Source organism: Streptomyces sp. NPDC024687, from assembly GCF_055559055.1.
Window position 1 is genome coordinate 548848 of sequence record NZ_JBVHLJ010000004.1, and the last position, 20615, is coordinate 569462.

Below are 20615 nucleotides of genomic sequence, written 5' to 3' on the forward strand. Positions count from 1 at the left end.
CGGCTAGCAGCCTGCACCCCGGCTAGCAGCCTGCATCCCGGCTAGGAGCCCTGCACTCCGAGCCGCCGGTCCAGCGTCCGGACCGCGTCCCGGAAGGCCCGCCCCAGCCCGGCCCGTCCCAGCTTCGCGACCAGGCGGAATACCGCAGTGCCGTCGACGGCGAAGGTCCAGCGCACATGGGTGCCCGCCCCGGCGGGAGTGAGCCGCCACTCCTCGGCGATAGCACGGGCACCGGGAGCGTTGGCCACGTCGACGCGGTAGGCGTACAGCTCGGGGGCCTTCGCCGCGAGGACGGTCTCCTGGAAGCGCCCGCCGCCCCTGAGGTGGAGCTCCCGGGTCGACCCGTCCCCGGTCGAGCGGGCCAGTGTCACCGCGGAGAACCATTCCTCCCAGCCCGGTACGTCCTCGGCGAGCGCCCGGTGGACCGCCTCCGGCGGAGCCGACATCTGCTGTACGAACACCAGCCGTACGGGTGCGGTCGCGATGAAGTCGAGCCCCACCTCGCGCAGTTGGTGAGCCATGGACAACCCCCTCAGGTGTGAACGGGAAGGGTCACCCTAGCTGGCGCTCCGTCAGATGTCTGTACCGTCAACGGAGTCGCCCGCCACGACCAGCCGCCGCAGATGCTCCGAGATCTCCGCGCGCGCCGACGCCGGCAGCCCCGCGTCCGTCACCAGCGTGTCGACCTGCTCCAGCGAGGCGAACGAACTCAGGCCCACCGTGCCCCACTTGGTGTGGTCGGCGACCACCACGACCCGCCGGGCCGACTGCACCAGACGCCGGTTGGTCTCGGCCTCCGCGAGGTTCGGCGTCGACAGGCCGGCCTCGACCGATATGCCGTGCACACCGAGGAAGAGCACGTCGAAGTGGAGCGCCCCGATCGCCTGGTCGGCCACCGGGCCCACCAGTGAGTCGGAGGGGGTGCGCACACCGCCGGTCAGCACGACGGTCGCCGCGCCCTGACGGGGGCCGGTGGTGCGCTGCGCCGCGTGGAAGACGTCGGCCACCCGCACCGAGTTGGTCACGACGGTCAGATCCGGCACGTCGAGCAGATGGTGCGCCAGCGCGTACGTCGTCGTACCGCCCGACAGAGCGATCGCGGTGCCCGGGGCGACCAGCTCCGCCGCAGACCGCGCGATGTCCTCCTTGGCGGTCAGCTCCAGACCCGACTTCGCCTCGAAGCCCGGCTCGTGGGTGCTCGCCTCCACCACCGGGACCGCGCCGCCGTGCACCTTCTCCAGCACACCCTGGCGGGCCAGCGCGTCGAGATCGCGCCGTACGGTCATGTCCGACACGCCGAGCTTGCGGGTCAGCTCGTTGACGCGCACCCCGCCTCGGCGCCGGACCTCGTCCAGGATCAGGGCGCGCCGCTGCTCCGCGAGGAGGTTCTGATTCTCACTCACGTACGCTCCGGTCCTTTCGCCTGCGGCTGTCCGACACGCCCTGCGCACCCTCTCCCACAAGCACATTTTGCCCGTCCCTGGTGCGCGGGACGTCCCATACTCGCACGGGCCCCCACCCGCAGCGCCACCGACCGCCCCGTCTCACTCCTGCCACCGGGGTGACACCCGGGCTCCGGCTGTCGCCCGGATCGGGGAGATTCCGTGACGAGTGGTGTGCGCGACGCGCCGAACGGGAGATCCTTGTTCCCGCACGGACAGATGCCGACAGCGCGTCACGGGGGAAGTGCAAAGACAGTGGAACGTGTCCCGACCAAGGGCGCGGACGGCTCGCCCGCCCGGCCCGAAGCATCCGGAACCGCCCTGGAACTCCTGGTCCACGGGGTGGGCGGCACCACGCCGGAGAGAATGCTCGACGATCCGCGCACGGTGCGGATCACCGGCGACGGCATCGCGGCCGTCTTCCGGCGCGCCGACGACGTCGACGCCGAGCGGAGACCGCGCGACGCCCGCACCGGCCCGGTGCCCGAGGCGTACGTCTGGTGCAACCTCACCTCCGGCAACGGCACCCGCGCCCTGTGGCTGCTGTTACTGCCGTTCATGGTGGTCAACCTCGCCCACTGGATGCGCCCCACCGCACGCGGCCGCAAACGGACCGTGCGCCTGTACGGCCTCCTGGTCCGGCTCGCGGGCCTGACTCTGACCGTTCTGCTGGTCGCCGCCGCCTGCGAGGTCGCCCTGGACCTCGCGGCCTGGCAGTGCGCGGGCACACGCGCGTGCGCCGAGTCGCACACCTGGCTGGGCTTCCTGTCGCCCGACGTGTCGCAGGCCGGCTGGTGGAGCAGGCCCGGTCGCCGCCTCGCCCTCGCGGCCCTGGTCCCGGCCGCGCTGACCGGCCTGCTCTGGTACCTGTCCCACCGCACCTGGAGCGCCTACGAGTCCCAGCAGCCCATGTCCCGCGGGGGCGAGCCCGAGGAGAACCACGGCCGCACCGCGCTCAGCCGGCCCGGCTTCTGGTACGGCCGCCGCCTGGTCGCCCGCCTGCGCGCCGCGCACACCGCCGCGGGCCTGCTGACGATCGCCGCCGCCGTCAGCTCCACGGCGGCCCGCTTCGACCGCGAACCCGGCGGCCCCGCACTCCTCGACACGCTGGGCCGGCTCCTGCTGGCCGGCCTCGTCGCCGCCGGGGTCGCCGTCATCTGGGTGGTGTGCCGCCGAGGACGCAGCGAGAGGTATCTCGACCGGCAGCTCGACGAGCGTCTCGTACGGCGCCTGCCGCTCGCCGCGCTCCTCCTGCTCGCCCTCGCCGCGGTGTACGCCGGGTGGGAGCGGCCGGGGTGGCAGTCGCACGGCCGGCTGTCGGGGGACGCCACCTTCGGCGGCATCGCCTTCGTGCAGGGTCTGCTGGTGGTCGCCCTGGCCGCGGTCGCCCACCTGCTGTACCGCACGCATCCCGACCCGCGCGCCGCCATGCGCGGGCTCGCCGGACCCGCCGTGGCGACACTGGCCTGCGCGCTGGGCGGCGTGATGTCCGGCGGCGTCTCGCAGCGCGTGTCGGACTGGCTGGACGGCACCGGCGCCACCATCCCCGGCCCGCCGGTCCTGCTGACCTGGCAGGCGTCCGTGATCCCGCTGGTCCTTCTCGTGCTGCTGGCGCACTGCGCCTGGCTCGGCCGGCGCACCTGGCGCTCCGGACGGGCCCAACTGGGCACGGTCGAGAGCGAGTACCCCGCCGAGCCCAAGGACGCGGCACGCACCCGCCGTATCGCCCGCACCCGCGCGATGGCGGCGCTGACGGACCGGGGACCGCGCCTGCTCGGAGTGACATCGGCCAGCACTCTGCTCCTGGGAGCCGGGGCCCTCGTCGGCGCCCTGACCTCCCGCAGGACACCGGCACAGGCCGCCGAAGGGGCGTACGTCTTCGTTCAGGGCGCCGCCGACACCGCGCAGGCCCTCGGCTCCTGGCTGATCGGCCTCGGCTTCATCCTGTTCGTCACGTGGGGCCGCCGCGCCTACAAGGACCCCTCCGCGCGCCGGACCATCGGCATCCTCTGGGACGTGGGCACCTTCTGGCCGCGCGCCGCCCACCCCTTCGCCCCGCCCTGCTACGCCGAGCGCGCGGTACCGGACCTGACCTGGCGGATCGCGACCTGGACCCGGGCCACGCGCGGCCGGCTGGTCATCTCCGGCCACTCCCAGGGCAGTGTCCTGGCGGCCGCCGCGGCCTGGCAGCTGGAGCCTGCGGTCCGCAAACGCGTCGGCCTGCTGACCTACGGCTCCCCGCTGGAGCGCCTCTACGGCCGCTGGTTCCCGGCCCATTTCGGTCCGGCCGCGCTCACCGCCCTGCACCACGACGTGGACTGCTGGCGCAACCTCTACCGGCTCACCGACCCCATCGGCGGCCCCGTCCGGCTGCCCGGCGACTGCGGCCCCGAGGTGGACCGGGAGCCCCTCAAGGACCCGCTCGCCTACGGCCGCACCGATCTGCACCCGCTGCCCGCCCCGATCCTCGGCCACTCCGACTACCAGGCCGACCCGGTCTTCGCCGAGGAGCGGGCGAGACTGCTGGGCCGGCTCCAGCCGGACGTGCCGGTACCGCGGTCTCAGGAGGACTCGGGCAGGTCCTCGGCGTAGAGCAGGGTCAGATCGTCCGTGGTCGGGTCGTCCACCTGGGCGACCCGGCTCGCGTGCCGTTCCACCATCGCCTCGAAGGTCTGGCGCGCGGTACGGCCGTTGCCGAAGGCGGGCCCCTTGGGCAGCACGGTGAAGTACTTCAGCAGAGCCTCCGGAGCGCCCGGTGCCAGCCGGTACTCGTGCTCCTCGGCCTGCTGCTCCACGATGCGGAGGAGTTCCTCGGGGTTGTAGTCGCTGAAGGTGATGGTCCGTGAGAAACGGGAGGCCACACCCGGGTTGACCGACAGGAACCGCTCCATCTCGGCGGTGTAGCCCGCGACGATCACCACGACCGCGTCCCGGTGGTCCTCCATCAGCTTCACCAGCGTGTCGATGGCCTCCTTGCCGAAGTCCCGGCCCGAGTCCTCCGGCGACAGCGCGTACGCCTCGTCGATGAACAGCACTCCGCCGCGCGCCTTGTCGAAGGCCTCCTGGGTGCGGATCGCAGTGGAACCGATGTGCTCGCCGACCAGGTCGACGCGGGACACCTCGACGAGATGCCCCTTCTCCAGGACACCGAGGGAGGCGAGGATCTCGCCGTAGAGCCGGGCGACCGTCGTCTTGCCGGTGCCGGGGGAGCCGGTGAAGACCAGGTGGCGCTTGACGGACGCCGCCTTGAGGCCCGCCTCCTGGCGCCGCCGGCCCACCTCGATCATGTCGGTGAGCGCCCGGACCTCGCGCTTGACGCTGTCCAGGCCCACCAGGGCGTCGAGCTCACCGAGAACGGCCTTCGAGGTGCGCGAGGGCTTCTCCGGCTCGGCAGCGACGGCCGGCGGCTCCTGCTCGGTGACCCGCTGCCCGGGGATCAGCAGTCCAGGGGAGGGGGAGTCCGTCAGTACGGCCGTCTCGCGCGCCGCGGGCGGGGTCGGGCCCCCGCTCTCGTCGCTCGTGCAGTCCTCGACGACGGGGCCCGATCCGGCCGCCGCGTCGGGGGCGTCGGCGAACTCGTAGCCGCCGCGCGCGCAGCGCTCCGTGCGGCACTTCTTGAGGGTCGTACGGCAGCCGTCTATGACATGGAAGCCGTAGCCGCCGCTGCCCGTCACCCGGCAGTTCAGGAAGCTGCCGCGGCCGTCCGCCGACACATAGAAGCCCGCCTCGGCGGGGGAGTCGACCGTGCAGCGCTCGATGGTCGGGTCGGCGCCCTTGGTGACGATCACGCCGGTCTGGGTGGCGTCCACGGTGCAGTTGTTGAGGGTGCCGCCGCTGCCGTGGTCACGGAACCAGGCGCCGGTCGCCGCGTCCCGGATCCGGCAGTCGTCGAGCTGCGCGGTGGCGCCGTCGCTCACGGACACGGCCGTGTTGCGGACCTGGGAGATGTCACTGTCGACGACGTCCGCGCGGGAGCCGCGGTCGAGGACGAACAGGGCGTCCGGCACGTCGTGCACCCGGCAGGAGTCCAGTACGGCGGTGGCGCCGTCGCTGATCCAGACGGCCGGATAGTCGCCGGTGCTGTCGAAGATCTCGCACTGGTTGGCGTCCACGCGCGTGCCCGGATCCCACACCGACAGGCCGTTGCGCCCGAACTGACGGACCGTCGTGCGGGTCAGGGTGAGCACCGAGCGGGAGCGCAGGTCGACCGCGTTCTCCGGGATGTCGTGGATACGGCAGTCGGCCAGGGTCAGCACCGCGTCGGTGTCGAGGGTGACGCCGTCGCCGGTGGTGCGGTGCACATCGCAGTCGGTGAGGTGCGCGGTGGCCCGGCCGGTGATCTGGACCCCGCTGCCGCGGACCTCGTAGACCTCACAACCCACAGCCTCCAGCGCGGAGTTCTCGCCGGTCGCCGTCAGTCCCGCGCCCGAGGTGTGGTGGACCCGGCAGCGCTCCAGGCGGGGGTGGGCGCCGCCGCGCACCGAGACACCGGACTGGCCGGCCGCCACGATCTCGCACTCCTCGAACACCCCGCCCGCGCCGTCCAGTACGGCGATGCCGATGCCGGCCGGGTTGTCGACGGTGCAGCGCCGTACGGTCGGGCGCGCGCCGCCGCGTACCTCTATGCCGGCCGCGGACCGCGTGACGATCCGGATGTCGGTGAGCTCCGGTGTGCCCTCCTCGACGAGCAGGGCGGGCGCGGCCGCGTCCTGGCCCTCCACGTGCAGGTCCTGCACCACGGCGGAGGAACGCACGGTCAACGGCACCCCGTCCAGGGGCGCGATGCGCACGGAACCGGGCGAACCCTCGGGGCCGCGCAGGGTCACCGCCCGCTGCACGACGAGGTTCTCCCGGTAGGTGCCGGGCGCGACGGTGAGGACGTCCCCGTCCGCCGCGGCCTCCAGGGCAGCGGCGAGTGACGCGTACTCACCCGTGCGGCGCCGCCACCGCGATGTACCGGTGTGCGTCACCTGGACCGTGCCCTGTGCCATGGCGTTGCTGTGCCCCCACCTCGTCGTACGCGGGTTTGTGCTGCCGAGGAACCTCGGCCGGTCCACCGTAGCGTGCGCGCGGGTGGTGGGTTGACCAGAGCCGTGAGGCGGTCAGCTGCCGGTGCCGGTCCGGCCCCAGTCCGGGCCCGCGCGCTCCCATGCCTGGTCCCAACGGGCGTACCGGCGACGGACCATGCGCCAGACGGCGAGCCGTCTGGCGCACTCGACCAGGCCCGCGGTCAGCAGGGCCGCCCCGGTGCCCGCGAGGACGGCGTGGGTGGTGGCGGTGGCGGAGTCCAGCGGCCGGGCCGCCGCGCGACCGTGCAGGTCCGTCCACATGCCGAAGTGGTCGCCGCGGTGCGGGGTCTGGAGGGCGGCCATCACCGTGCCCCGGTGCGCGGTGCCGTCCGGCGCGGTCCAGCCGGCCACCACTCGGCTGCGCACCTCCCGCCCCGAGGCGGCCTCGGGGTCGGCGTCCAGCGGCGAACGCTCCAGCCTGCGGATCACGGTCGCCGTCACCAGCCGACGGGAATCCTGCTGCTCACGGACCGATTGCTGCAGCGCTCTCTGGGCCGCGCCCCCGGTGACGGAGCCGATCACCGGTGCTACGACCAGGATCAGCAGCAGGGCCAGGAGGCCGGCCCAGGCCTCGGCCAGGTCGGTCCCGCGGCGCAGCGGGTTGCGCCGCCAACGCCACAGTCCACTGATCGCTCGCACCGTCCGCACCCCCTTCCCGCTCCGTGATAACCCCCGACGGAGTCGTTCACGCGCGGGACCGGCCGAAGAGAGAGCGAAATCACCTGCGGCCGGGCCTCTCATGAACTCCTCACGAAAGCCCCAACGTGCATGCCCCCGGGCGGTGTTCCCGTGCTGCTCGCTCACTGGTCGAGAATCGTCACCGGGTCACCGACCCGGATCGTGCCACGGGAGCGGGGCACCAGGTTCTGCCCGAAGACGAGCTTGCCGCCGAAGCGGCGGTGCCGGCCCAGGCTGTGCAACGGCTCCTTGCCGCGGACGGCCCGGTCCTGGTCGGTGGTGGTCACCACGCACCGCCCGCACATCTTGGCCACCCGGAAGGTGACGTCCCCGATGGCGATGAGCGACCAGTCGTCCTCGGCCCAGGCGTCGGTGCCGCTCACGACCACGTTCGGCCGGAAACGGTTCATGGGCAGGGGGCCCTCGGCCGCGTGCCGGCCTTCGGAGATCAGGGAGTTGAGGGCGTCGAGGGAGGCCGCGGAGGTCAGCAGCAGCGGGTATCCGTCGGCGAAGGTGACGGTCTCGCCCGGCAGCGCGTACTCGGGCTCGACCGGGCGGCGGGTGGCGGGGTCGTCCAGGTGGACCAGGCGGGTCCGGGCACCGAGGTACTCGCTGCACCACTCGTCCGCGTCCGCGTCGGCGGCGGGCACCCCCTCCACCTTGTCCCCGAAGATGTCCAGCGTGACGGTCTCGCCCGGCTCGGGGACCGGCACGGTCAGCGGATCCAGACCGGGCGCGGACAGAACAACGCCGCCGCCGGGCATCAGCTCGGCGGCGGCCTGCGCGAGGCGCGGCTGCTGTCGTTGGGTGACGACCTTTCCCCCGTCGTCTACCAGCGCCCAGCGCCGGTCACCGGCCAGCCCCCAGGGCTCCACCTCGGCCTCCCGGAGTGCCAGACCCCGGAACGCCTTGACCGGATGGACATGTATCGACAACAGCTGCGCATTCCCCATGAGGCCATCGTGCCAGGCGGCACCGACAGCCCGGGAGGGGAATCAGTACCCGCGGTACTGCTGGTTGTTGTACGGGTCCTGGTAGGGAGCCGCCGGAGCGGGTCGGGGAGCCGCGGGGCGCATCGCCTCGTAGCCCGTGCCCATGCCGGGGCCGGCCGGACGCGGCTGCTGCTGCGGCCCGGGATAACCGCGAGGCGCGGCGGCCTGCTGCGGGATGTACGCCCCGGGCGCCTGCTGCAGCGGAGACGGCTGCTGCGCCTGCGGGTAGCCGTAGGAGGAGTAGGACGGACCCGAATAGGAGGTGCCAGCGGGAAGAGCGGGCAGCGCGGACGGCAGCGCGGGCAGGTGGCTTGCCGGGACGTCGTAGGCGGCCGGGACCCGGATCGGGGCGATCTGCGGGGTGCCCCGCTCGGCCACGAGCGAGTCGTAGATCGGAGTGTCCGGGAAGGAGGCGGAGTAGTAGCCGCCGCCATAAGTGGAGCGGGGGGAGGTCATGGCACATAAGTTAAGCCCACGATGTGCTGGTTGGGGAGACCGATAAGAGGGTTGTTTTCCGTGTCGGCAGTGACGTGGGACCCCCAATGCGAGCGAACTCGGCAAAAAAGGACGCCAATCCGGGTCTCATCCGTGTAAAGGCCGAGTTCCGGAGGGGTTACCGAGGGTTGGCGGGTGATCTTCCTGTGCGCGGGATGGGAGTTCGCTGTCCCGGGGGAATAGGTTGGGCGGATAGAACTCGAAGGACCGCCGGGGCGCGTCCTGGCCTGCCGACACCTGATGGGGGCAGACATGTCAATGCCGAAAGGCTCGAACGCTCCGGTGCCCACGACGGCACTGCGCGTCGAATTGGGCTGGCGTACCGGGCCGGGGGTCCCCACCGCGGATGCCTCGGCCCTGCTGCTCGTCGGCGCGAAGGTCCGTTCCGACGCCGACTTCGTCTTCTACAACCAGCCGCAGCACTCCTCAGGAGCCGTCCGCCACGAGGGCAAACGCACCGACGGCGGCCGGGTGACCGACACGCTGCTCGTCGATCTCGCGCGCGTGGAGCCGTCGGTGGAGACCGTCGTGCTCGCCGCTTCCGCGGACGGCGGGACCTTCGCTCAAATCCCTGATCTTTACATCGAGGTGCGAGATGCCACGCAGGGCACTGTGGCGGCGCGGTTCGAGAGCACGGGCGCGACAGTAGAAACCGCTTTCGTACTCGGGGAGTTCTATCGCCGTCAGGGCGCGTGGAAATTCCGTGCCGTCGGTCAGGGCTACGACAGCGGACTGGAAGGTCTCGCAACGGACTTCGGCATCACCGTGGACGAGCCCCAGCAGACGGCACCGGTGACGCCACCGCCCGCCCCCTCCTCGCAACCGGTCCGCCTCTCCAAAGTCACGCTGACCAAGTCGGCTCCCTCCGTCTCCCTCGCCAAACAGGGCGGCACCTCGGGCGCGATGCGTGTAAACCTCAACTGGCAGGTGCACAAACAGTTTTCGGGCTGGAGCGGCAAGCGCGGCCGGGCGGCGGCCATGCACGCCGACCTCGACCTCGACCTGTGCGCCCTGTACGAACTCGCCGACGGCCGCAAGGGGGTCGTACAGGCGCTCGGCAACGCCTATGGAGCCCTGCACCAGCCGCCCTACATCCACCTCGACGGCGACGACCGCACCGGTGCGCTGGCGAGCGGTGAGAACCTCACCGTGAACCTCGACCACAAGCGCGACTTCCGGCGCATCCTCGTCTTCGTGACCATCTACGAGGGCGCGCGCTCCTTCGCCGACCTGCACGCCACGGTCACCCTCCAGCCGCAGTACGGCGCCCCGATCGACTTCTCCCTCGACGAGTGCACGGTGCCCTCGACGGTGTGCGCCCTGGCCCTGATCACCAACACCGGCGACGACCTGGTCGTCCAGCGCGAGGCCCGCTATCTGGTGCCCGAGCGCGGAGTGAGCCCGCAGCGGACGGTGGACCACGTCTACGGCTGGGGCATGAACTGGACCCCGGGCCGCAAGTGAGACCTCAGCGCTCCTCACCGACGACGGCGTCCGGGCGCGCGTAGGTGCGGCCCTTCCAGGCCGCGCCACGACCCCGGTAGTGCTGCACCGCCGAGTCGACCGTCATCAGGAGATAGAGGAACGCGGTGAACGGCAGCAGGGGAGCGAGCCACAGCGGCTGCCGGTAGTAGCGGAGCATCGGGACGTACGTCCCCGTCATGACCAGCCACGCGGCAGCAGCCGGCAGCACGGTCGCCGCACTGCCCGTCGCCAGGCCGGCGAGGACGGCGACGGGCGGCACCAGATAGACCAGCGTCAGCCCGGCCACCGTTCCCAGCAGCACCAGGGGGTTGTGGCGGAGCTGGGCGTACGCGCTGCGCGACACCATCCGCCACAGGTCGTGCAGCCGGGGATAGGGGCGCACGCTGTCCACCCGCTCGGCGAGGCCCAGCCAGATGTGGCCGCCGCCGCCCTTGACGGCCCGCGCGAGGGCCACGTCGTCGATGACGGCGTGCCGGATGGCGTCCGGGATCCGCGCCCGCTCGGCCGTGTCGGCGCGCAGCAGGACGCAGCCGCCCGCCGCGGCCGCCGTCCGCGTGCCCCTCCTGCCGATCCGGCGGAACGGATACAGCTGCGCGAAGAAGTAGACGAACGCCGGCACCACGAGCCGCTCCCACAGGCTCTCCACCCGCAGCCGGGCCATCTGCGAGACGACGTCGAACCCACCGGCGTGCGCGGCGGCGACCAGCCGCCGCAGGCTGTCCGCCTCATGGGCGATGTCGGCGTCCGTCAGCAGCAGGTACTCGGGCCCACGCGCGCGTGCCAGAGCGATGCCATGGCCTACGGCCCACAGCTTGCCCGTCCATCCCGCCGGCGGCTCACCCGGTGAGGACACGGTCAGCGGCAGTCCGCCGGACCGGCGCGCCAGTTCGCGGGCCAGCTCTCCGGTGCCGTCCGTGCTGCCGTCGTCGACGAGGAAGATCTCCGCCCGCCCCGGATAGTCCTGGGCCAGGAGAGAGGGCAGGCTCACGGGCAGCACCTCGGCCTCGTCGCGGGCCGGCACCACCACAGCCACGGACGGCCAGGTCTCGGGATCGCGCTGCGGCGGGAGCCTTATGTCCGTACGCCAGAAGGAGCCCTGGCAGAGCAGCAGCCACAGCCAGGCAGCGAGGGATACGACGGCGGTCCACGCGAGGGCGCTCACGCCCGCAGTCTGCCCCACGCAACCGGCCCCCAAGGGCTCATCGTCTATCGTGGCCGGGTGAAGATCGCGCTCTTGGACTCCGGAATCGGTCTGCTGGCGGCCACCGCCGCGGTACGGCGACTGCGCCCCGACGCCGATCTCGTGCTCTCCCTCGACCCCGACGGCATGCCATGGGGTCCCCGCACACCGGACGACATCATCGGGCGCGCCCTGACCCTCGCCGAGGCCGCCGCCGCCCATGGTCCCGAGGCCCTGATCATCGGCTGCAACACCGCCACCGTGCACGCCCTGACCGCCCTGCGCGCCCGTCTCGAACCGGATCTGCCGGTCATCGGCACCGTTCCCGCGATCAAGCCCGCGGCGGCGGCCGGCGGTCCCTTCGCCATCTGGGCGACCCCCGCCACCACCGGCAGCCCCTACCAGCGCGGTCTCATCGAGGAGTTCGCCGACGGGGTGCCGGTCACCGAGGTGCCCTGCCACGGCCTCGCCGAGGCGGTGGAGCACGCCGACGAGGCGGCCGTCGACGCCGCCGTGGCCGCGGCCGCCGCCCTGACCCCCGCGGACGTGACGACCGTCGTCCTGGGCTGCACGCACTACGAACTGGTCGCCGAGCGCATCCGTGCCGCCGTGCAGCGCCCCGGCCGTCCGCCGCTCGTCCTGCACGGCTCCGCCGGAGCGGTCGCCGCCCAGGCGCTGCGCCGGATCGGTGAGCAGCCCGCGCCCGAGGCAGCCGCCACCGGCACTCTCACGGTGCTGCTCAGCGGACGCGAGGGCGCCGCCCTGCCCGCACCCGCCCTGGCCTACGCGGAGGGCCGGCTCCTGCGGACCGCCACCCCCGCCCGCTGACCACCTGCCGGCGGCCGGAAAGCCCGCCCGGAGCAGTCACTCTGTGCGACGAGGTACCAGCGCGGCGAAACCTGAGTAACCTCGTAGGCATGAGGGACCACCCCCAGGGCGAGCACACCTCGCACCACACCGAGGTCTGGACCGGCCGCGCCTCCAACCGGATCCAGTGGCTGCTGGCGCTCGGGGGCGCCGCGATCCTGGCGCTCGGCGTCGAGCTCGCCGTCGACTCGACGTGGACCTCGGGGGCCGCCCCGCTCGTCATGTCCGTGGTCGGCTGCATCGCGGCCGGGCTGCTGGTCCTCTTCCTCACGCTCGCCTTCGTCCATGTCGCCCTCAAGGTCGACATGGACTCCCTGGAGGTGCGCTGCGGCCACATCGGGGTGCCGCGCCGCCGGATCCCGCTGGACCATGTCGCCGGAGCCGAGTTCATCCCGCACGTCACTCCGCGGCAGTGGGGCGGCTGGGGCTACCGCTGGCGCCCCGAGAAGGGCACCGCCGTCGTCGTACGCCGTGGCGAGGGCGTGGTCCTTCAGCTGTGGGACGGGCACACCTTCACCGTGACCGTCGACGACGCCGAGGCCGCCGTACGCATCATCCGCGACCGGCTGCGGCCCCGGGCGACGGGTCCGAGCCGCTGAGAGCGGGCCGATCGGTCACTTCCCGGCCGGTTCGTCGATGAGCGGGTGGGCCGTCGTCAGGCCCGCCAGAAATCCGACGCCCACCGACACCATCGTGAAGCTCAGCGCGTTGCCGACCGCGGCGATCGCCGCCAGCGCCGTCAGGGCCGCGCCCGCCGTGAGAACGACCGGCGTGGGACGGGGAGAGCGCCACAGCGCGTACAGCAGCCAGCAGAAGGCCGCCGCCAGCAGCAGTACCCCGGTCACCCCCTGCTCGGCGGCGATCTGAAGCGGAGCCGAGTGCGGTTTCCCGTCGGGCAGCAGGGACTGGGCCGCCGTGGTGCTCAGCTCCCCGAAGCGGCCTGGCCCCACCCCGAGGGCGGTGTTCTCCCGGGCCAGGTGGAGGGCGTCGTGCCACAGGCCGATCCGGTGCGGGGTGAGCCGGCCGCGCAGGGCATCGGCGAGCCCTTCCGGTACCGCGTTGCCGGCCACCGCCCAGGTCAGGCCGGTCACCGCGGTCGCGGCCAGGGCGAGGCCGACGATGCCCGGACCGCGGTGGCGCATCCGGCCCGCGGCGAGCGAGCACAACAGCACCGCGATGCAGGTGGCCAGGCCGGACGCCGAACCCAGGGCGGCCGAGACCATCGCGATGCCGGCGGCCAGCAGCCGCAGCAGGAGCCGCAGGGCAGAAGAGCCGGTGGTCCAGGCGGCGCAGCACGCGGCACCGGTGGCGAGCGTCAGCAGGGCGGCCGTGGCGCCCGCGTGCCCCAGTGGACCGACGATGTCCGGTCCGGGCGTGAGACGGGGGAGTCCCACCGTCAGGCCCAGTCCGGTCACCGCGGCGGCGCACGGGGCGGCGACCGGCAGCAGCGCCCCCGAGATCCGGCCGGCCGCATACCCCGCGGCGACGGCCAGCAGGGCGAGCAGCACGCCCTCCGGACGCCCGTCGTGCGCGGCCGCGGTGATCAGCGACCAGGCGGCACAGGCGCCGAGCACCAGTACGCCCACCACATCGGAAACGTTTCGTCTGTCGCCGTCCTCCTCGGAACCGGCCACAGACGTGATCCCCGTGGAACCCACCCCGCCCCCCGAAACCCCGGTCCCCCGACCTGTGGCCCCCGCCGCCCGGACGCTGCCGGCCCGTACGACAGGGACTCCGGCACACCGTAACGGCTGAGGGGTGATTTGTGGACGAGTTGTGCGGGAACTACGCGGCCCAGGCGTGCGGGCGGCGCCACGGCCGGCCGGCGGACCGCGCTGTGGACGCCGAGGTCAACCGCCGTACACTCCCGGAGTGACCGTCACCGCAACTTCCGTGGACGAGTCGGACAGGCTGGAACCGCAGTCCGCGACCGTCTCCCGCTGGGCCCTCCGGCTCCGCCGTCTCGTCCCGGCCGCCGCCGCGGCACTCTCCGGAGTGCTGCTCTACGTCAGTTTCCCGCCCCGCCCCCTGTGGTGGCTGGCCCTGCCCGCCTTCGCCGTCTTCGGCTGGGTGCTGCGCGGCCGTGGCTGGAAGGCGGCCTTCGGTCTCGGCTATCTCTTCGGCCTGGGCTTCCTGCTGCCGCTGCTGGTGTGGACCGGCGTCGAGGTGGGTCCCGGGCCCTGGCTCGCGCTGGTGGCGATCGAGGCGATCTTCGTCGCGCTGGTCGGCGTGGGCATCGCCGCCGTCTCGAAGCTGCCCGGTGCGCCGGTGTGGGCGGCTGCCGTGTGGATCGCCGGAGAAGCGGCACGCGCGCGTGCGCCGTTCCACGGCTTCCCCTGGGGAAAGATCGCGTTCGGCCAGGCCGACGGCGTCTTCCTGCCGCTCGCCGCGCTGGGTGGCACGCCCGTGCTGGGCTTCGCCGTCGTCCTGTGCGGCTTCGGCCTCTACGAGATCGTCCGCCTGGTGGTGGAGCGGCGGGGCATCGGCGCCGTACGGCGTCCCGCCGCGGCCGTGGCCCTGCTGAGCGTGGCCGTACCGGTGCTCGGGGCGCTCGCGGCCCGGACGCTGGTGAGCGACAAGGCCGAGGACGGCACCGTGACCGTCGCGGCCATCCAGGGCAACGTGCCGCGCGCCGGGCTGGAGTTCAACGCCCAGCGGCGGGCCGTGCTCGAGTACCACGCGCGCGAGACCGAGCGGCTGGCCGCCGAGGTGAAGGCCGGCAAGATCGCGAAGCCCGACATCGTGCTGTGGCCGGAGAACTCCTCCGACGTCGACCCCTTCACCGACGCGGAGGCGGCCGTCGTCATCGAGCAGGCGGCCAAGGCCATCGACGCCCCGATCTCCGTCGGCGGCGTCGTCGAGCGGGACGGCAAGCTCTACAACGAGCAGATCCTGTGGGACCCGGTCGAGGGCCCCACCGACACCTACGACAAGCGGCAGATCCAGCCGTTCGGCGAGTACCTCCCGCTGCGTTCCCTCGTCGGCGCGATCAACAAGAACTGGACCTCCATGGTCCGCCAGGACTTCAGCCGGGGCACCGAGCCGGGCGTCTTCCGGATGGCCAACGCCAAGGTCGGCCTGGTCACCTGCTACGAGGCCGCGTTCGACTGGGCCGTGCGCTCCGAGGTGACCGACGGCGCGCAGCTGATCTCGGTGCCGAGCAACAACGCGACCTTCGACCGCAGCGAGATGACCTACCAGCAGCTCGCCATGTCCCGGGTGCGTGCCGTGGAGCACAGCCGGACCGTCACCGTGCCGGTGACCAGCGGCGTCAGCGCGATCATCATGCCGGACGGCCGGATCACCCAGAAGACCGGCATGTTCGTGGCCGCCTCGCTGGTGCAGAAGGTGCCGCTGAGGTCCTCGCAGACCCCGGCGACCCGGCTCGGCATCCTGCCCGAGATGGCCCTGGTCCTGGTCGCCGCGGGCGGGCTCGGCTGGGCGATCGGCTCGGGGCTGCGCGGGCGTCGCGCCGAGAGCGTGTGACCGTACGCCGGTCCTGCGCCGTCCGGAAGATCACCTGGGTGTCGGCGAGCGCGGTTAGGGTCGGCGCATGGCTACCCCTGACTTCATCCGCACCCTTCGCACGTCCATCGGTCACGACCTCCTCTGGCTCCCCGGCGTCAGCGCCGTCGTCCTCGACGACGAGGGCAGAGTGCTGCTCAACCGCCGCTCGGACACCCGCAAGTGGTCGTTGATCGGCGGCATCCCGGAACCGGGGGAGCAGCCCGCGGCCTGTGCCGTGCGGGAGGTCGAGGAGGAGACGGGCGTGCACTGCGTCGTCGAGCGGGTGATCGTGGTCCAGGCGCTCAAGCCCGTGACCTACGACAACGGCGACATCTGCCAGTACATGGACATCTCGTTCCGTTGCCGGGCCGTGGGCGGCGAGGCGCGGGTCAACGACGACGAGTCGCTGGAGGTGGGGTGGTTCGCGGTGGACGCCCTGCCGGAACTGAACGAGTTCGGGCTGCAGCGGATCAAGCAGGCACTGACCGACGCACCCACATGGTTCGACGCTACGAGTTCCGAGTGAAGTATGGGGTGTGACCACATGTGGTGCGCGGCGGGCGCTGCCTAGAGTCGGACCATGACCGCCAGCAGCGCCCTCCCGGGCCCCCACGCCCCCACGCTCGACCTCGGCGGCCGCACCGCCCTCGTCACCGGCGCAGCCGGCGGCATCGGCCGCGCCTGTGCGCTGCGGCTCGCGGCGGCCGGGGCCAAGGTGAGAGCCGTCGACCGGGACGCAGCCGGCCTGGACGCGCTCACCGAGCAGTCCGCGGGGCTGGCGGGCACCGTCGAAGCACAAGTCCTCGACCTCACAGACCTGGACGCCGCCGAGCACGCCGCCGCGGGCACCGACGTCCTCGTCAACAACGCCGGCCTCCAACTGGTGCGCCCCATCGAGGAGTTCCCGCCCGAGGTGTTCCACACGGTGCTCACCGTGATGCTGGAGGCACCGTTCCGACTCATCCGCGGCGCCCTGCCGCACATGTACGGGCAGGGCTGGGGGCGGATCGTCAACGTGTCCTCCGTGCACGGTCTGCGCGCCTCGCCCTACAAGGCGGCCTACGTGGCGGCCAAACACGGTCTGGAGGGCCTGTCCAAGACGGCCGCCCTCGAAGGCGCCCCCCACGGAGTGACCTCGAACTGTGTGAACCCCGCCTATGTGCGCACCCCACTGGTCGAGCGGCAGATCACCGACCAGGCCCGGGCGCACGGCATCCCCGAGGAGCGGGTGGTGTCCGAGGTGCTGCTCCAGGACAGTGCGCTCAAGCGGCTCATCGAGCCGGAGGAGGTCGCCGAGGCCGTGGCCTACCTGTGCGGTCCGCAGGCGTCCTTCGTCACCGGCACGTCGCTCGTCCTCGACGGCGGCTGGACCGCGCACTGACCGGCATCCGACCGCACAGCACCCGGCCCGGGGTTTTCCACAGGCCTGACGGAGTGAGCGTGCGATGAGCAATCCTGTGGGCATGTCCAGCGATCACGCGCAGTCCGTCGAGCGCCCCGCCGGCAGTGCCGAGGCACCCTTCCTCGAACTGCTGGCCAGGGGCGCGTCCGCCGACGCCTACGAGCAGCCGGTGCTGATCGCCCGCGCCGAGGGAAGGCCGGCCGAGCGGATCGCCGCGCTCGAAGCGGCCAAGGCGGTCGCTCTGCGCGTGCGCTCCGAGCTGGAGGGCCGAAGGCGGCGGGAGGCCGAGCTGTCCGCCCTGTTCGAGACCGCCCACGACCTGGCCGGGCTCCGGGACCTGGACGCGGTGCTGCGGGCCATCGTGCAGCGCGCCCGGTCCCTGCTCGGCACTGACGTGGCCTACCTCAGCCTGAACGACCCGGTGCGCGGCGACACCTACATGCGGGTCACCGAGGGCTCGGTCGCCGCCCGCTTCCAGCAACTGCGGCTCGGGATGGGCGAGGGGCTCGGCGGACTGGTCGCCCAGACCGCCCGCCCGTACGTCACCGACGACTACTTCAAGGACGACCGCTTCCAGCACACCCTCACCATCGACGCGGGCGTACGGGACGAGGGCCTGGTCGCCATCCTCGGCGTGCCGCTGACCCTGGGGCACCACGTCATCGGCGTGCTGTTCGCGGCGGACCGGCGTGCCCGGGTCTTCGAGCGGGAGCAGATCGCGCTCCTCGGCTCCTTCGCCGCGCTGGCCGCCGCCGCCATCGACACCGCGAACCTGCTCACCGAGACCCGCTCGGCCCTGACCGAACTGGAGCGGGCCAACGAGATCATCCGGGATCACAGCGGTGTCATCGAGCGCGCCTCCGACGTCCACGACCGGCTCGCCGAACTGGTGCTGCGCGGTGGCGGGGTGCACGATGTGGCGGCGGCCGTCTCCGAAATCCTCGGCGGCACGGTCGAGTTCGCCGAGATCGCACCCGCCCAGGCGGCACTGGAGGCGTCCCGGGCCGAAGGCCACGCCGTACAGCAGGGCGACGACTGGATCGCCGCCGTCGCCGCCGGCGGGGAACTGCTCGGCGCGCTGGTACTGCGCGGCCACCCCGGGCTCGACCCCGTGGACCAGCGCACCCTGGAGCGCGCCGCGATGGTCACCTCGCTGCTCCTGCTGGCCAGGCGTACCGCCGCCGAGGCCGAACAGCGGGTCCGTGGCGAGCTCCTGGACGACCTGCTCGACGCCCGCGACCGCGACCCCCGTCTGCTGCGCGAACGGGCCGCCCGGCTGGACGCCGACCTGGACGCCACCCACGTCGTGCTGGCCGCCCGTCTCGACGGCCCCGCGGCCGACGCCGACGAGGAGGCGGCCGCCCGCAGGCGCCTGTGGTCCGCGGCCTCCCACCTCGCCGCCACCCGGCACGGCCTGGCCGCCGCCCGCGACGGCGGCACCGTCCTGCTGCTGCCCCTCACCACCGGGGACACGGCCACCGAACTCGCCCGCCGCACCGCCGGGCACCTCGGAACAGCCGTCCACGAGGCGGTGACCGTCGGTGCCTCGGCCCCGGTCCGCGGCCTCTCCGTCCACCTGGACGCCGTGGCCGCCGCCTACGAGGAGGGCCGGCGCTGCCTCGACGCGCTGCGGCTTCTGGGCCGCGCGGGAGACGGCGCCGCCGCCGAGGACTTCGGGTTCCTCGGTCTGCTCCTGGCCGGTGACCGGGACATCGCCGGCTTCGTGGACCGCACCATCGGCCAGGTGGTCGCCTACGACGACCGGCGGGGCACCGATCTGCTGCGCACCCTGGATGCCTACTTCGCGTGCGGGATGAGCCCGGCCCGCACCAAGGACGAGCTGCACGTCCATGTGAACACCGTCGCCCAGCGCCTGGAGCGCGTGGGACGTCTGCTCGGCGAGGACTGGCAGAGTCCCGCGCGCGCGTTGGAGATCCAACTCGCGCTGCGGCTGCACCTGTTGTCGGCGCCGACACGCCCCTGACCCCCGCACGCCCGGGCGTACGGGGGCCGACCGGGCCCGGGGCGGGGTTCAGACGGTCCGGGCGTCCGCCGCGTGGGAGGTGGCCGCCGGCTCCGGTTCGGCGTCCGGCTCGACGTCGGCCAGGTCCCGGTGGCGGGTCTCCTTGGCGACACCCACCGCTATGACCGTCAGAACGGCCGCGGCGATGACGTAGAGGGCGATGGGGGTGGAGCTGCCGTAGTCGGAGAGCAGCGCGGTGGCGATGAGCGGGGCCGGGGCGCCTGCCGCTACGGAGGCGAACTGGGCGCCGATGGAGGCACCGGAGTACCGCATCCGGGTGGCGAACATCTCTGAGAAGAAGGCCGCCTGGGGCGCGTACATGGCGCCGTGCAGGACGAGGCCGACGGTCACCGCGAGGATCAGGTTGCCGAAGCCGCCGGTGTCGACGAGCCGGAAGAACGGGAACATCCACAGCCCGACGCCGACCGCGCCGAACAGGTACACCGGGCGCCGGCCGACGCGGTCCGAGAGGGCACCCCAGGCGGGGATCACCGCGAAGTGCACGGCCGAGGCGATGAGCACCGAGTTGAGGGCGGTCTGCTTGGAGACACCGGCCGACGTGGTGGCGTAGACGAGGATGAACGCGGTGATGACGTAGTAGCTGATGTTCTCCGCCATGCGCGCACCCATCGCGACCAGCACATCGCGCCAGTGGTGGCGCAGCACGGAGACGACCGGCAGCTTCTCGACCGCGCCGTCCCGCGCCGCCTTGCGGGCCTCCGCCTGTGCCAACGCCCGCTTGAACACGGGGGATTCATCGACGGACAGCCGGATCCACAGACCGACGACCACCAGGACGCCGGAGAGCAGGAAGGGAATGCGCCAGCCCCAGCTGCCGAACGCGGCGTCCGACAGAACGGCGGTCAGCAGGGACAGCACTCCCGTGGCGAGGAGTTGCCCGGCCGGCGCGCCGGTCTGCGGCCACGAGGCCCAGAAGCCGCGCCGCCGGGCGTCCCCGTGCTCGGACACGAGCAGGACGGCGCCGCCCCACTCTCCGCCGAGCGCGAAGCCCTGGACCAGGCGCAGCACGGTCAGCAGCACGGGAGCGGCCGCGCCGACGGTCGCGTGGGTCGGCAGCAGCCCGATCGCGAAGGTCGCCCCGCCCATCAGCAGCAGACTCAGGACCAGCAGCTTCTTGCGTCCGAGCCGGTCACCGTAGTGCCCGAACACCAGGGCGCCGAGCGGCCGGGCGGCGAATCCGACGGCGTACGTCAGGAAGGAGAGCAGCGTGCCGACGAGCGGGTCGGAGTCGGGAAAGAACAGCTTGTTGAAGACGAGGGCGGCCGCGGAGCCGTAGAGGAAGAAGTCGTACCACTCGATGGTGGTGCCGATGAGGCTGGCCGCGACGATGCGCTTGAGACTGGAAGGGGTGTTCGGGGCTGGGGGAGCGGTCGAAGGGGAGGACATCGGTACCACTTCCAAGCGGTTGGCGGGGACGTTTTCGTGTTGCCATACCGTAGGAATTCGCAGGTCAG

17 protein-coding genes are annotated in these 20615 nt (G+C 72.7%); 8 read left to right on the forward strand and 9 right to left on the reverse strand.

Translation table 11 applies throughout. The features are described from left to right. Positions 1-41 precede the first annotated feature (41 nt). Both ACZ39I_RS19150 and ACZ39I_RS19155 read right to left on the reverse strand, forming a co-directional pair. Entirely contained in the window at positions 42-521 is a 480-nt protein-coding gene (locus ACZ39I_RS19150; protein ID WP_467245523.1) for an SRPBCC family protein, read from the reverse strand. Between the two features lie 51 nt (positions 522-572). After that, positions 573-1403 carry a DeoR/GlpR family DNA-binding transcription regulator gene (locus ACZ39I_RS19155; RefSeq protein ID WP_352386317.1) on the reverse strand — a complete coding sequence of 277 codons (831 nt, stop codon included), beginning with the start codon at positions 1401-1403 and terminating at the stop codon, positions 573-575. A gap of 258 nt (positions 1404-1661) precedes the next feature. On the opposite strand from ACZ39I_RS19155, the gene ACZ39I_RS19160 reads away from it, so the two are divergent. Continuing rightward, positions 1662-4034 carry a hypothetical protein gene (locus tag ACZ39I_RS19160; protein WP_467245524.1) on the forward strand — a complete coding sequence of 791 codons (2373 nt, stop codon included), beginning with the start codon at positions 1662-1664 and terminating at the stop codon, positions 4032-4034. Here ACZ39I_RS19160 and ACZ39I_RS19165 read toward each other — a convergent pair. From ACZ39I_RS19165 to ACZ39I_RS19180, 4 genes are all read right to left on the reverse strand, one after another. Beyond that, complete coding sequence (locus ACZ39I_RS19165) at positions 4004-6433, reverse strand: right-handed parallel beta-helix repeat-containing protein (RefSeq protein ID WP_467245525.1); 2430 nt, start codon at positions 6431-6433, stop codon at positions 4004-4006. The genes ACZ39I_RS19160 and ACZ39I_RS19165 overlap by 31 nt on opposite strands. A gap of 111 nt (positions 6434-6544) precedes the next feature. After that, positions 6545-7150 carry an Rv1733c family protein gene (locus tag ACZ39I_RS19170; RefSeq protein ID WP_467245526.1) on the reverse strand — a complete coding sequence of 202 codons (606 nt, stop codon included), beginning with the start codon at positions 7148-7150 and terminating at the stop codon, positions 6545-6547. Between the two features lie 161 nt (positions 7151-7311). Continuing rightward, a complete protein-coding gene (locus ACZ39I_RS19175) occupies positions 7312-8142 on the reverse strand; it encodes an MOSC domain-containing protein (protein ID WP_467245527.1) in 831 nt (276 codons plus the stop codon). Positions 8143-8184: 42 nt separating this feature from the next. Further along, a complete protein-coding gene (locus ACZ39I_RS19180) occupies positions 8185-8637 on the reverse strand; it encodes a DUF6643 family protein (RefSeq protein ID WP_467245528.1) in 453 nt (150 codons plus the stop codon). 297 nt (positions 8638-8934) lie between these two features. On the opposite strand from ACZ39I_RS19180, the gene ACZ39I_RS19185 reads away from it, so the two are divergent. After that, the gene (locus tag ACZ39I_RS19185) at positions 8935-10140 is read left to right on the forward strand and encodes a TerD family protein (protein WP_467245707.1); all 1206 of its coding nucleotides are present in this window, start codon (positions 8935-8937) and stop codon (positions 10138-10140) included. A 4-nt stretch (positions 10141-10144) separates the two neighbouring features. Here ACZ39I_RS19185 and ACZ39I_RS19190 read toward each other — a convergent pair whose 3' ends face one another. Further along, positions 10145-11341, reverse strand: a complete 1197-nt coding sequence (locus ACZ39I_RS19190) for a glycosyltransferase (RefSeq protein WP_467245529.1) — start codon at positions 11339-11341, stop codon at positions 10145-10147. Between the two features lie 39 nt (positions 11342-11380). On the opposite strand from ACZ39I_RS19190, the gene ACZ39I_RS19195 reads away from it, so the two are divergent. Continuing rightward, a complete protein-coding gene (locus ACZ39I_RS19195; RefSeq protein WP_467245530.1) occupies positions 11381-12169 on the forward strand; it encodes a glutamate racemase in 789 nt (262 codons plus the stop codon). Between the two features lie 89 nt (positions 12170-12258). Further along, positions 12259-12807: a hypothetical protein gene (locus tag ACZ39I_RS19200; protein ID WP_467245531.1), complete on the forward strand. Its 549-nt coding sequence runs from the start codon at positions 12259-12261 to the stop codon at positions 12805-12807. Positions 12808-12822: 15 nt separating this feature from the next. Here ACZ39I_RS19200 and ACZ39I_RS19205 read toward each other — a convergent pair whose 3' ends face one another. Continuing rightward, positions 12823-13842: an O-antigen ligase family protein gene (locus ACZ39I_RS19205; protein WP_467245532.1), complete on the reverse strand. Its 1020-nt coding sequence runs from the start codon at positions 13840-13842 to the stop codon at positions 12823-12825. A 238-nt stretch (positions 13843-14080) separates the two neighbouring features. Between ACZ39I_RS19205 and lnt the strand changes: the two genes are divergently transcribed. The 4 genes from lnt to ACZ39I_RS19225 all read left to right on the forward strand — a co-directional run bounded on the left by lnt (position 14081) and on the right by ACZ39I_RS19225 (position 19101). Then, positions 14081-15694: an apolipoprotein N-acyltransferase gene (gene lnt, locus ACZ39I_RS19210; protein WP_467245533.1), complete on the forward strand. Its 1614-nt coding sequence runs from the start codon at positions 14081-14083 to the stop codon at positions 15692-15694. Between the two features lie 67 nt (positions 15695-15761). Next, positions 15762-16241, forward strand: a complete 480-nt coding sequence (locus ACZ39I_RS19215) for an NUDIX hydrolase (RefSeq protein WP_467245534.1) — start codon at positions 15762-15764, stop codon at positions 16239-16241. A 54-nt stretch (positions 16242-16295) separates the two neighbouring features. Beyond that, positions 16296-17096: a 3-hydroxybutyrate dehydrogenase gene (locus ACZ39I_RS19220; protein WP_467245535.1), complete on the forward strand. Its 801-nt coding sequence runs from the start codon at positions 16296-16298 to the stop codon at positions 17094-17096. A gap of 82 nt (positions 17097-17178) precedes the next feature. Continuing rightward, positions 17179-19101, forward strand: coding sequence for a helix-turn-helix domain-containing protein (locus ACZ39I_RS19225; RefSeq protein ID WP_467245536.1), 1923 nt, complete (start codon positions 17179-17181; stop codon positions 19099-19101). Between the two features lie 48 nt (positions 19102-19149). Here the strand turns inward: ACZ39I_RS19225 and ACZ39I_RS19230 are convergent, their stop codons facing one another. Continuing rightward, entirely contained in the window at positions 19150-20547 is a 1398-nt protein-coding gene (locus ACZ39I_RS19230) for an MFS transporter (protein WP_467245537.1), read from the reverse strand. Positions 20548-20615 lie beyond the last annotated feature (68 nt).